This is a genomic window from Microlunatus flavus, from assembly GCF_900110855.1.
GTDB lineage: Bacteria > Actinomycetota > Actinomycetes > Propionibacteriales > Propionibacteriaceae > Microlunatus > Microlunatus flavus.
The window spans coordinates 197,407-210,332 of sequence record NZ_FOFA01000003.1 but is presented as its reverse complement, the minus strand read 5'-3'; the positions used below and the strand labels follow the sequence as shown (position 1 = coordinate 210,332).

Sequence of the window (12,926 nt, the reverse complement as noted above, 5' to 3'; positions counted from 1 at the left end):
CCCTCGCCGACAGCCCCGAGACGACGCGCCCGGCCCACGAGGTGGGCCGGGCGTGTCGTGCTCGGTCGAGCCGGGTCGGGACTGCTCAGCGGTGCAGGAGAGCGCCCCTGGTGCCGGTGAGGTCCTTCAGCGTGGGCCGCTTGGCCTGCGGCTGCGCGGCCTTCTCGCCGGCCTTCTTCTGCTGCGCCGCCGGGCTCGGGTCCGGCTGCGGGAGCGGCGCGCACTCGACGTCGGCGCGCTTGCCCGACTTGCGCTTGGGCAGCTTGCCCGTGGCCAGGTAGTCGGCGATCCGGTCGTCGACGCAGGCGTTGCCGTAGAGCGAGCCGGAGTGCGTCGTGCCGCCCGGCTCGGCGATCAGGCGGGCCTTGGGGAAGCGCTTGCGCACCTCGAGGCTGCCCGCGTACGGGGTCGCCGCGTCCAGGGTCTCGTTGATCATCAGCAGGCTCTTCACCTTCTTGCCGTTGATCTTGACCTCCTTGTGCGGCTTGGCCGGCCAGTGGCGGCAGGGCTCGTTGTACCAGGCGTTGGCCCAGGTCTCGTACGGCGCCTTGGCGAAGGCCTTCCAGTTGTCGCGCTCCCACGTGCTCCACTTCTCGGGCCACGTCTTGGTGTCGGTGCACTGCACGCCGAGGTAGACCGCGTAGCCGTTGTCGTCGCCGTAGCCGTTGGCGTCGAGGTAGGCCGCCTCCAGCGCCGCCACGTCGCCCTTGCGCACGAAGTCGGAGAACGTCTGGGCCAGGTCGGTCCAGGTGGTCTGGTAGTAGCCGGCGTAGAGGAAGGCGTCGACCCACTCGCTGCCGCCGAGGTTGCCGCCCTTGCCCTTGACCGGGTCGCGGTAGAGGCGCTCCTCGGTCTTGTAGAACCGCGAGCGCACGTCCTTCAGCGTCGTGCCCAGGTGGTAGACGTCGTCGTGCTTGGCGATCCAGCCGAACCAGATGTCGATGTTGCGGTCGAAGGCGACGTCCTGGTCGAGGTTGGCGTCGTACCAGATCTTGCGCGGGTCGACCGTGCCGTCGAAGACGACCCGGCGCAAGCGCTTCGGGTAGAGGGTGCCGTAGACCTGGCCGAGGTACGTGCCGTACGAGAAGCCGTAGTAGTTGATCTTCTTCTCGCCGAGCGCCTTGCGGATGCTCTCCATGTCCATGGCCGAGTCGCGCGTGGTGAGGTGCTCGAGGATCGCGCCGTTCTTCTGCGCGCAGGCCTTGGTGTAGGCGTCCGTCTTGGTGAACCAGGCGTCGCTCAGGGCCGGGCTGGCCGGCACGTAGCGGGGCCGGTCGTAGCCGAAGTAGTTCGGGTCGCAGGACACGGCCGGCTCGCTCGCCCCGACGCCGCGCGGGTCGAAGCCGATCCAGTCGTAGGTGTCGCCGCCGCCGTTCGGGACGTACAGCTTGAGGACGGAGAGCCCCAGGCCGGAGCCGCCGGGCCCGCCCGGGTTGACCAGCATCACCCCCTGGTAGTCCTTCGTCGTGTGCTTGATCCGGCTGATCGCGAGCTTGATCTTCGCGCCGGCGGGGTGGTCGTAGTCGAGGGGGACCACGATCTTGGCGCACTCGGCCTTGAGCTGCTTCAGCGTGTCCGACGAGCAGGTGCCCCAGACCGGGGCCGCCGGGGTGAAGGACGCCGAGGCGGCCGACGCCGCGGGTGCGGCAGGTGCAGCCGGGACCGCCGGCGCGGCCTGGGCGGGCGGGCTGAGCAGCCCGGCGGACGCGATCAGCGCCCCCGAGGTGAGGAAGGTGGTGAGCAGGGTGGACGCCAGGGCTCTGGGTCGCAGGGTCATGCGGGCTCGCTCTCGGTGAGGGGTGACGGAGCGAGCACACGCTCCCACCCCCTCGTGCCCGCGCGCTCGGCGACGCGCCGGGCGAGCCGCGCTCAGACGGAGACGTCCGCCCGGCGTCGCTCGCGTCCGCCGTCCTCCGGGTCGCACAGCGTGCGCCCGTCGCTGAACAGCACGCCGTCGGCGAAGCGGGCCTCGACCTGGCCGTCGCCGAACTGCTCGGCGTACAGCCGCGCGTAGAGCCCGCCGCGGGCCAGCAGCTCGGCGTGCGTGCCCTGCTCCACCAGCCGGCCGTCCTCCAGCCCGAAGATGACGTCGGCGTTCTGGATCGTCGACAGCCGGTGGGCGATGGCGATCGTCGTCCGCCCGGCGGTCGCGCGTTCCAGGGCCTCCTGCACGAGGCGCTCGGTCTCGGTGTCCAGCGCCGACGTCGCCTCGTCGAGGATGAGGACGCGCGGGTCCATGAGGAACACCCGCGCGATGGCGAGGCGCTGCTTCTCCCCGCCCGACAGCCGGTAGCCGCGCTCGCCGGTCACGGTGTCGTAGCCCTCGTCGAAGCTCATGATCCGGTCGTGGATGTTCGCGTTCACCGCGGCCTGGTGCACCTCGGCCTCGGTGGCGGCGGGGCGGGCGTACGCGATGTTGTCGTAGATGGTGCCGTGGAAGAGGTACGGCTCCTGGGTGACCATCCCGACCGTCTCGGCCAGGGAGTCCATGGTGGCGTCGCGGACGTCGACCCCGTCGACGAGGACGGCCCCTTCCGTGACGTCGTAGAAGCGTGGCACGAGGTAGGTCATGGTCGTCTTGCCCGATCCGGACGGGCCGACGATCGCGGCGAGCTGGCCCGGCTCGATGCGCAGCGACAGCTCCCGCAGCGTCCAGTGCTCGCTCGGCGGCGCCTCGTTCTCGGCGCCCGCCGCGGGCGCAGGGGCGGGCGCTGGGGCGGGGGTGCGGCCGGTGGCGGCGTCGTTGAACCGCGACCCACCGGGGGCGGCACCGCTCAGCGTGCGCGGGGCCGGGTAGCGGAAGCTCACGTCGGCGAACTCGACCGCCCCGCCCGTGGTCGACGGCGGCAGCGGACGGGCACCCGGCCGCTCGACGATCGCCGGCACGAGGTCGAGGTACTCGAAGATCCGCCGGAACAGCGCGAGCGAGGTCTGCACGTCGAGGGTGACGCGCATCAGCTGGATGAGCGGCATCTGCAGGCGGGCCTGCAGCGTGGTGAAGGCGACGAGCGTGCCCGCCGTCAGCGCGGCGGAGCCGAGCGTGACGCGCCCGGTGATGATGAAGCCGGCGGCGAGGTAGATCAGGGCCGGCGTGATGGCGAAGAACGTCTGCACGATGGCGAAGAACGCCCGGCCGGTCATGGCCTGCTCGACCTGCAGGCGGGTCTGGCGCGCGTTCTCGTCGCGGTAGCGGCGCACCTCGGAGTCGGCCCGGTTGAAGACCTTGGCCAGCAGGATGCCGGAGACCGACAGCGCCTCCTCGGTGATCGCCGTCATCTCCGACAGCGACTCCTGCGTGCGCCGCGCCAGCCGCTGACGGCGCTGGCCGACGCGCAGCTGCAGCCACACGAAGAGCGGCATCAGCACCAGGGTGATGATCGTCAGCTGCCAACTGAGCAGCAGCATCGCGACGAAGGCGGAGATCACCGTCACCGAGTTCTGCACGATCGTCGTCGCGGTGTCGGTGAGCACGGTGCGCACGCCGCTGACGTCGTTGGCCAGCCGCGACTGGATCGCCCCGGTCTTGGTGGCGGTGAAGAAGGCGAGCTCCATCTTCTGCAGGTGCGCGAAGAGGTCGCTCCGCAGGTCGGCCATGGCCGAGTTGCCGATGGTGCTGGTCAACCAGTTCTGCCCGATGCCGATGAGCGCGGTGGCGATCGGGATGGCGACCAGCCCGCCGACGAGCCAGCCCAGCAGCCGCAGGTCGGCGCGTGCCCCGTCGACGGGGAAGAGCGCGTCGTCGAACACGGCCTTGGTGAGGAAGGGGGCCGCGACGCCGAGCAGGGCGGACAGCACGACGGCCGCCACGACGAGCAGCATCTTGGTGCGGTACGGCGCGAGCAGGCGGGCGATCCGGCGCAGGGTGGTCGGCGCGACGTCCTCGGCGGCGGCCTCCGGGACCACGCTCGCGTCGCTCATGGCGAGAGCCTAGGCGCGGGGTGCGACAGTCAGCCCGCCCGCTTGTCGATGCCCGCGACGAGCTTGGCGACGGTTCCGACGGTGCGGGTCGTCGCGCTCACCCCGACGACCTTGCTGAGGCCGGCGGCGAGCCTGCTGCGCGCCAGCCCGTCGCCGAACCGGACCCACACCTCCCGGCCATGGACCTCGTACGGCTCGGCCGGCGTCGCCATCGCGGCCAGGCGGTCCTCGAGGCCCGGGGGCGGGTCGGCGGTCAGGAACGTGACCGTGACCTGGCTCGCGGACCCGTCAGGGAAGGGGTTGTCGGCGACGAGCGCGCGCAGCTGGTCGGCCGTGCGGACGGTGACGTCCGTCGTCGTGCCGTACTCCTCCTCCAGCGCCCGCGCCAGCCCGCGCTCGACGGTTCCGGCCGCCTGGGTGCTGGTGAGCACGAGGTTGCCGGTGCGCAGGTAGGTCCACACGTCCTCGTGCCCCAGCCCCTCCGCGAGCTCCACGAGCCGCGGCATCGACACGGCCCGGTGCGGGCCGAGGTTCACCCCGCGCAGGAACGCCACGTACGTCGTCATGCGGCTCCTCCCGTTCCCCCGCTCGGGGCTCGTCGCCCACCCCCTGCATTTCACGCTGTCGTGAAATGCACGCGCTCAGCCCAACCTGCAGGACCCGACAAGCCTCGGCAAGCTCGGCCAAGTGCGCCGCCGCTCGTCACGCACCGACGGCCAGGCCGAGCACGTAGAGCCGACGTGAGCGTTCCATCGCCTGCTGCAGCTCGCTCATCGACCGCCTCGCGCGCTCCGGCATCACCATCGACCACACGATCCGGGTCATGCCGCACCTCAGGAGCGCCCGGACCTCGTCCTCGCGCCGCTTCTCACGCAGGACCACGTCGACGGCGGTCTCGCCTGGGCGGAGCAGCTTGTCGTACTTGATCCGACCGTCGAACTCGGCGGCATGACCGAAGTCCTCCCACCAGAAGTCGAGCCGGGCGACCAGCTCTCCTCGCTCGTCCCACACCTCGTGCTGCAGCTCGGGAGCCGGCAGCCCGAAGCGGTAGCACTGCACGCGGGTCACGGACTCGCCGGCGGACTCGGAACGATGGTCGGCCAGACGCAACGCGATCCTGGCGCGGCGCGATCCCGGCACGCTGGCGAACCGCTCGTTCAGGTCCTTCAGCAGCGGCTCGATCTGCCGGTCCTGGTGCAGCGCCGAGTCCGCGGTGACCACTCCGGCCTCGAGCGAGGAACGGCAAGCGACCTCCCACACGGCGCGGGCCGGCGAGACGGATCGGAGCCCGTCGATGCGGCAGAGCTCGTCCTCGGTGAGCGGAACCCCCAGCCGGTGCTGGTTCATGGTGCTCGTACGGCGACCGGAGACGTCGTCGAGCCGGACGAGGTGAACGACGGAGAGGTCCTGCTGGTGGATGGCGAAGCCGTGCGCCGCCGCCGCCGAGACCCCCGTGAGCGCCACCTTCCCCCGCTGCGCGGCGAGCGCAGCGCGAGCGTGCAGGAGGTGCTTGCCGGTGTCGTCGGCCGCCTGGTAGGTCTCGCTGAGCACGTACATCCCACGGCGGAGGCGGAAGAGCACCTCGTCCCGCCTCAACCTGGCGAGCGAGTCGTCCGACTCGCCGGCGTCGAGGGCGTCGTGGCGGCTGAAGACACCGCCGTTCTTGTGGCCGAGCGTCATGAGGTCCATGACGGCAAGGTGCTGAGGCCGTTCGGATTCGTGCCTGTCGGCAGGGTCTGGTCGTGGACGAGGACGTCCGAGGACTCGTACCTGTGGACGAGCGGCATGCCGCTTGGCTGAGGTTCCAGGCGCTTTTGCAGCCCTGCAGACCTGGTCAAGCACGCGCATTCCACGTTGTCGTGAAATGCACGAGCTTCACGCAGCCCGAACGAGCCGAGCTAGCCGGGAGGCAGGGGGTCAGACGCCCTCGAGGCGGGAGGGGCGGGGGCGGATGAAGACGACCCAGGTGACGACGAGGCAGAGGGCGTAGAAGGCCACGAAGGCGACGTACGCGCCGTCGCCGTTCTTGAGGGTGAGGAACGACTGGCGGAAGGCGAGGTTGACCAGCACGCCGCCGAGGCCGCCGATGGCGCCGGCCAGGCCGATCAGGGCGCCGGAGCGGCGACCGGCGAGCAGGGCCTGTGGCTCGACGTCGGCCTCGCCGTGGGTGGCGAGGCGGGCCTTGGCGTTGAAGATCGCCGGGATCATCTTGTAGACCGACCCGTTGCCCAGGCCGCTGAGGACGAACAGCAGCACGAAGCCCACGATGAACAGCGGCAGCGAGTGGGTGCGGGAGGCCAGCAGGACGACGAGGGCGCCGATCGCCATGGCGGCGAAGTTCAGCGCCGTGACCACGGAACCCTTGAGCCGGTCGGCCAGCGCGCCGCCGAGCGGGCGGACGAAGGAGCCGAGCAGCGGCCCGAGGAACGTCAGCGCCGCGGCCTTGACCGGCACCGGGAAGTCCTGCGGGAACTGCACCAGCAGCACCTGGCCGAAGGCGAAGCCGAAGCCGATGAAGGAGCCGAACGTGCCGATGTAGAGCAGCGAGACGACCCACGTCTCGCTGTGGCGCACGACCTCGCGCATCGCGCCCTTGGCGTTGCTGTTCTTGAGCAGGTTGTCCATGAACAGCGCCGAGAGCACCGCGGAGACGACGATGAGCGGCATGTAGATGCCCACCATCACCCGCGGGTGCCCCGCGCCGGAGACGGCGAGGACGAGCAGCCCGACGAGCTGGACGACGGCGACGCCGAGGTTGCCGGCGCCGGCGTTGATGCCGAGCGCGCGGCCCTTGAGCCGGCTCGGGAAGTAGCTGTTGATGTTGGTCATCGACGAGGCGAAGTTGGCCCCGCCGACGCCGGCGAGCATCGCGCCGACCAGAACCGTGCCGTACGAGACGCCCGGCTGCAGCACGACGGCGATGTAGATGGTCGGGATCAGCAGCAGCAGGGCGGAGATGATGGTCCAGTTGCGACCGCCGAAGGTCGCGACCGCGAACGTGTACGGCACGCGCAGGATCGAGCCGACCAGCGCCGGCGTAGCGGTGATGACGAACTTCTGCGGAGCGCTGAAGCCGTACGCCGGGCCCATGAACAGCACGAGCACCGACCACAGGCTCCACACCGAGAAGCCGATGTGCTCGCTGAGCACGCTGAAGACGAGGTTGCGCCAGGCGACGCGCTTGCCGCCGCGCTCCCAGAACCCGGTGTCCTCGGGCCGCCAGTCCTCGATCCAGCGGCCGCCGAGCCGCTTCTCGGCGACGCCGGACAGCGGCGGAAGGGTGGTGGTCTGAGTCATGGCGGGTCCCTCGGGTCGGTGGGCTGCGGGAGAGGTGGCGCCGGCGGCGGTCGGTGCCGGCAGGGCGGACGAACGGAGGGTGGGGACGGTCGAAAAGGTGGGGACGGTCGAAGGGTGGGACGGTCAGACGGTGAGGACGATCTCGTCGCCCTCGAGGCGGACGGCGTAGCTCCGCAGGGGCGCGGCGCCGGTCCGCGAGCAGCCGGTGTCGAGCTCGAACGCGTTCAGGTGCAGCGGGCAGAGCACGACCTCGAGGTCGGTCTGCCCGTCCGCGATCGGCCCGCCGCGGTGCGGGCACACGGCCGACAGCGCGCGGACGCGGCCGTCGCGGACCCGGAACACCGCGACCTGCTCCCCGGCCACGTCGAACGCCCTGCCCTCCCCGAACGGCACCTGGTCGATCGAGCCGAGCCGGTGCTCGGCGCCGGCGCCCGGTGCGACGCCGGGAACCACCCCGGCCGGGGCGCTCACCAGGCACCGCCCAGCAGCTCGTCGGCGCGACCGGCCGGCACACGGGGCAGCACCTCCAGGGGCAGCGAGGTGCGGAACTGTCCCGGTTCGACCGGCGAACGCCCCTCGGTCCACGGGTCGACGTGGGTCTCGGCGTGCTCCTGCACGGCGGCGTCGAGACGTTCGGCGATCCCGTCGCGGTCGTCCACGACGACTGCGCGGACCTCGTCGAGGCCGATGCGCGGGACGAAGGCGTACGTGCGCTCGAGCCAGAGCGCGTTCTCGCGGTAGTACTGCAGGAAGCGGCCCGTCAGGAGCTTGGCGGTCTCGGCGTCGTCGACGGTGCACAACAGGTCGCCCTTGCGGATGTGCGCCCCGGCGGCGCCGCCGACGTAGATCTCCCAGCGCCCGCCCTCGATGGCGACGATGCCGACGTCCTTGACCAGCGACTCGGCGCAGTTGCGGGGGCAGCCGGAGACGGCCAGCTTCATCTTGGCCGGGGACTCCATGCCCTGCAGCCGGGTCTCCAGCTCCACGCCCAGCCGGGTCGAGTCGCCGGTGCCGAAGCGGCAGAACTCCTGGCCCACGCACGTCTTCACCGTCCGCATCGACTTGCCGTACGCGTAGCCCGACGGCATGCCGAGGTCGGCCCAGACGGCCGGCAGGTCCTCCTTCTTGATGCCGAGCAGGTCGATGCGCTGACCGCCGGTGAGCTTGACCATCGGGACGGCGTACTTGTCGGCCACGTCGGCGATGCGGCGCAGCTGCTCCGGCGTGGTCACCCCGCCGCGCATCTGCGGGACGACGGAGAAGGTGCCGTCCTTCTGGATGTTCGCGTGCACGCGGTCGTTGATGAAGCGGGCGTCCTTCTCGTCGACCATGTCGGCGCCCCACATCATCTTGAGCAGCGAGGCGAGGCCCATCTTCGACTTCGCGTCCTCGGCGCCGCCCGGCGCGAGCGCGGCGAACACCGCCGACGGCGAGCGCAGGTCCTGCTCCCGGATCGCCGCCATGAGCGCCGGCTTGCCCAGCGGGATGCCGGGCACGTACCAGTGGACGCTCGGGTCCTCCTCCGCGGCTCCGCCGGCGGCGTGCTCGACGACCTGACGCACCAGCAGCTTGCAGGAGCCGCAGCCCTTGCCGGCGCGGGTGGCGTCCATGACGCCGGTGACGGTCTTGACCCCACCCTTCACGACCGCGCAGATCTGGCCCTTGGAGACGCCGTTGCAGTTGCAGACCTGGGCGTCGTCGTCGAGCTCGGCGACGCCGACCTCCGCCGACGGGCCGCCGAGGTCGAACATCAGCTCCACCCGCTGCTCCGGCAGCGGGAGCCCGCGGTCGAAGGCCTGCTGGAGGAAGGCGACCTTCGAGCTGTCACCGAGCAGCGTCGCGCCGACGATCTTGTCGTCGCGGATGACGATCGACTTGAACACCCCGCGCCGGGGCTCGGAGAAGACGATGTGCTCGTCGGTCTCGCGCTCGGGCGAGGTGAGGCCCATCGAGGCCACCTCGACGCCGGCGACCTTGAGCTTCGTCGCGGTGCGGCTGCCCAGGTAGGCCGCCGTCGGGTCCGCGCCGGTGACCTGGTCGGCCAGCACCACGGCCTGCTCCCACAGCGGAGCGACCAGGCCGTAGACCTCGCCGCGGTGCTGGACGCACTCCCCCACGGCGTAGACGTCGTCCTCGTCGAGGACGCGCATCTGGTCGTCGACGACGATCGCGCGCTCGACCGCGAGGCCGCTGAGCAGGGCGACCTCGGTGTTGGGGCGGATCCCGGCGGCCACGACGACCAGGTCGCACTCGATCTCGGCGCCGTCCTTGAGCCGCAGGCCGCGGACCCGGTCGGGGCCCCAGGCGTGGGTCGCCCGGTTGCCGCAGACGACGTGGATGCCCAGGGCCTCCATGCTCTGGCGCAGGATCTCACCGCCCTCGGGCCCGAGCTGGGCGTTCATCAGGTGCGACGGCGAGTGCACGACGGTGACGTCGAGGCCGTACGTCTGCAGGCCGCGCGCCGCCTCGAGGCCGAGCAGGCCGCCGCCGATGACGACCGCACGTCGGTGCTCGTCGTGGGTGGCGTGGGCGATCATCGCGCGGGTGTCGTCGATGGTGCGGAAGGCGAAGACGCCGGGCAGCAGCGAGCCGTCGGAGCGGTGCAGGCCCTCCATCGGCGGCATGAACGACCGGCTGCCGGTCGCGAGCACGAGGTCGTCGTACGCGAACGTCTCGCCCTCGTCGGTGATCACGACCTTGGCGTGGCGGTCGATCCGCTCGACGCGCACCGGGGCGTGCAGGTCGATGTGGTTCTCGGCGTACCACTCCCACGAGTTCAGGTAGATCTCGTCGTCGCTCTGCTCGCCCGCGAGGACGTGGCTGAGCATGATGCGGTTGTAGTTGCCGTAGGGCTCGTCGCCGAACATCGTGATGTCGAACTGCTCGGCTCCACCGCGCGCCAGGATCTCCTCGACCGCCCGCGCGCCCGCCATGCCGTTGCCGACCACGACGAGGCGGCGCTTGCGGGGAGCGGCCTCCGCGCTCGCGGCCGGTCGCTGCTGCAGGGTCGTCATCAGTGCTCCACCAGCCCCAGGTCGACGACGAGGGTCCCCGCCAGCCCCTCGGGGGCCAGGAGCCGCAGCTCGACGTGCGAGCCACCGTCGATGTCCTCGACCACCCGCAGGGGCACGTGGACGTCGCCCTTGGCCGCGACCGGGAAGTAGCGCATGGGCACGCCGTCGCGGACCAGCACGAGGCTGACGAGCTCGTCGCTGGAGTTGCCCGCGCGCAGGTAGAGCGCCTGGCTGACCACGCCCTCGGGCACGACGTAGCCCAGCTCGGGCGCGATGGTGGCGGACTTGTCCATGCCCTCCCCGGTGAAGGGGAAGACACCTTGGAGGAAGCGGTTCTTGGCGAGCACGGGGAGGTCCTTCCGGCGGCTCTTCTGGAGCTGCTGGTTGAGGGTGGGTGGGGTCGGTGCCGCGAGCGCCGAGTGCTCCGGCGGTCGGGTGAGCAGCACGTCGTCGTCCGGGGCGCCGATGCGCTCGACGGCGACCGCGCAGACCTTGAAGGCCGGCATCTTGGAGCTGGGATCGAGCGCGGGGTTGGTGAGCGCGTTCGCGGCCGAGGCCCCACCCCAGTGGAACGGCACGAAGACCGTGTCCGCCCGGATCTCGTCGGTGACCCGGGCGCGGAACGCCGCCGCCCCGCGCCGGGTGCTGAGCCGCACGATGTCGGCGGTCCCGATGCCGAGCCGCCGGGCCAGGTCGGGGTGCAGCTGCGCCTCCGGCTGGACGCTGGACTGGCTCGGGGCCGGGACGCGACGGGTCTGGGTGCCGCTCTGGTACTGCGCCATCAGCCGTCCGGTGGTCAGCACGTACGGGTAGGCGGCGTCCGGGCGCTCGGCCGGGTCGTGGTGCTCGACCCGGACGAAGCGGGCCCGCCCGTCCGGGGTCGGGAAGGAGTCGGCGAACAGTCGCGGCGTACCGGGATGGTCGGGCTGCCCCTCCGGCGTCGCCGGGCAGGGCCAGAAGACGCCCTGCTCGGCGTCGATGCGGTCGTACGTGATGCCCGAGTAGTCGGCGACCCCGCCCGCACTCGCCCGGCGCAGCTCGGCGAACACCTCGGCCGGGTCGGCCGAGAAGTACGCGCCCCGGCCAAGCCGGTCGGCGAGCGCCTTCATCACCCACAGGTCGTCGTGGACGCCCTCGGGCGGCGGCAGCGCCTGCCGGCGCCGGATCACCCGGCCCTCGAGGTTGGTCATGGTGCCCTCCTCCTCGGCCCACTGGGCGCACGGGAGGACGACGTCGGCGAGCTCGGCCGACTCGGAGCAGAAGATGTCGGACACGCAGAGGAAGTCGAGCGCGCCCAGCCGCTCGCGCACCCGGTTGACGTCGGGGGCCGACACGACGACGTTCGAGGCGAGCAGCAGCAGCGTCCGCACCCCGCCTGGCGTGCCGAGCCGGTCGAGCATCTCGAACGCCGACAGCCCCGGCTCCGGCAGCTCGTCGGGGTCGATCCCCCACACCGCGGCGACGTGCGCGCGGTCAGCCGGGTCGGCGAGCCTGCGGTAGCCCGGCAGCTGGTCGGCCTTCTGGCCGTGCTCGCGCCCGCCCTGACCGTTGCCCTGGCCGGTGACGGTCCCGTAGCCGGAGAACTCCCTGCCGGGCAGGCCGAGCGCGAGGGCGAGGTTGATCCAGGCCGACGCGGTGTCGGTCCCGCTGCTGTGCTGCTCGGCGCCGCGCGCGGTGAGGATCATCGCGCTGCGCGCCGAGGTCAGCACCTCCAGCGTGCGGCGCAGGTCGGCCACGCTCACGCCCGTGATCCGCTCCACGCGGTCGGGCCAGTACGCCCCCACCGCGGCCCGCACCGGGGCGAAGCCCGTCGTCCTCGTCGCGACGTACTGCTCGTCGACGAGGCCCTCGCGGACCGCCAGGTGCAGCAGGCCGTTGGCGAGGGCCAGGTCGGTGCCCGGCAGCGGGGCGAGGTGCAGGGCCGCGCCCGCGGCGGTCGGCGTACGGCGAGGGTCGACGACGACATGCGTCGCGCCGGCGGCCCGGCCGGCGTCGAGGTGCTGCATCGCCGGCGGCATCGTGGCGGCCGGGTTGGACCCGACCAGCAGGACGGTCTCGGCCCGGGCCACGTCCAACAGCGGGAACGGCAGGCCCCGGTCGATGCCGAACGCCTTATTCGAGGCGGTCGCCGCCGAGCTCATGCAGAAGCGGCCGTTGTAGTCGATCATCGCGGTGCCGAGCGCGACCCGCGCGAACTTGCCGAAGGCGTACGCCTTCTCGTTCGTCAGGCCCCCACCGCCGAAGCAGCCGACGCCGTCGCGCCCGTACGCCGCCTGGGTCGCGGTGATCGCGTCGACCACCTGCCCGAGGGCCTCGTCCCAGGTCGCCGGGCGCAGCGGGCTGGTCCGGTCGCCGCGGACCTCGCGGACCAGCGGCGCCAGCAGCCGCTGCGGGTGGTCGAGCAGCGAGGCCGCGGTCCAGCCCTTCGAGCAGAGGCCGCCGAGGTTCGTGGGGAAGTCGTCCTGCGGCTCGAGGGTGACCGGCCCACCCCGGGAGGTCAGGCTGATCCCGCACTGCAGCGAGCAGTACGGGCAGTGCGTGAGGGTGACCTCGGGGCGGGTCCCCTGCCTTGTCAGCGCACTCATGGAGCCATGCTTGACGACCACGGTTACGCCCGGCGTCGGCGCGGGTTACGAGCCCTTCACCGCTCGCTCACACCCTGGGTCGGCAGCTCGTGAGGCCGCCAGCAGTCCGGGC

At 71.9% G+C, this 12,926-nt stretch carries 8 protein-coding genes; all 8 read right to left on the bottom strand.

What is annotated here, in order from left to right:
* Positions 1–85: 85 nt before the first annotated feature.
* The gene (locus BMY04_RS08725; RefSeq protein ID WP_091178912.1) at positions 86–1,777 is read right to left on the bottom strand and encodes an alpha/beta hydrolase; all 1,692 of its coding nucleotides are present in this window, start codon (positions 1,775–1,777) and stop codon (positions 86–88) included.
* Positions 1,778–1,869: 92 nt separating this feature from the next.
* Positions 1,870–3,918, bottom strand: a complete 2,049-nt coding sequence (locus BMY04_RS23515) for an ABC transporter ATP-binding protein (RefSeq protein ID WP_091178910.1) — start codon at positions 3,916–3,918, stop codon at positions 1,870–1,872.
* Positions 3,919–3,947: 29 nt separating this feature from the next.
* Positions 3,948–4,484, bottom strand: a complete 537-nt coding sequence (locus BMY04_RS08715; RefSeq protein WP_091178908.1) for a DUF1697 domain-containing protein — start codon at positions 4,482–4,484, stop codon at positions 3,948–3,950.
* Between the two features lie 136 nt (positions 4,485–4,620).
* Positions 4,621–5,607: a type IV toxin-antitoxin system AbiEi family antitoxin domain-containing protein gene (locus BMY04_RS08710; protein WP_139209800.1), complete on the bottom strand. Its 987-nt coding sequence runs from the start codon at positions 5,605–5,607 to the stop codon at positions 4,621–4,623.
* Positions 5,608–5,835: 228 nt separating this feature from the next.
* Positions 5,836–7,215: a nitrate/nitrite transporter gene (locus tag BMY04_RS08705; RefSeq protein WP_091178904.1), complete on the bottom strand. Its 1,380-nt coding sequence runs from the start codon at positions 7,213–7,215 to the stop codon at positions 5,836–5,838.
* A 123-nt stretch (positions 7,216–7,338) separates the two neighbouring features.
* On the bottom strand, positions 7,339–7,686 hold the full coding sequence (locus tag BMY04_RS08700; protein WP_232506200.1) for a Rieske (2Fe-2S) protein: 348 nt from the start codon (positions 7,684–7,686) through the stop codon (positions 7,339–7,341).
* Positions 7,683–10,229: a nitrite reductase large subunit NirB gene (gene nirB, locus BMY04_RS08695; RefSeq protein WP_091178903.1), complete on the bottom strand. Its 2,547-nt coding sequence runs from the start codon at positions 10,227–10,229 to the stop codon at positions 7,683–7,685. The genes BMY04_RS08700 and nirB overlap by 4 nt, the downstream gene beginning before the upstream one ends.
* Complete coding sequence (locus BMY04_RS08690; RefSeq protein WP_091178901.1) at positions 10,229–12,814, bottom strand: molybdopterin oxidoreductase family protein; 2,586 nt, start codon at positions 12,812–12,814, stop codon at positions 10,229–10,231. The genes nirB and BMY04_RS08690 overlap by 1 nt, the downstream gene beginning before the upstream one ends.
* Positions 12,815–12,926: the final 112 nt, after the last annotated feature.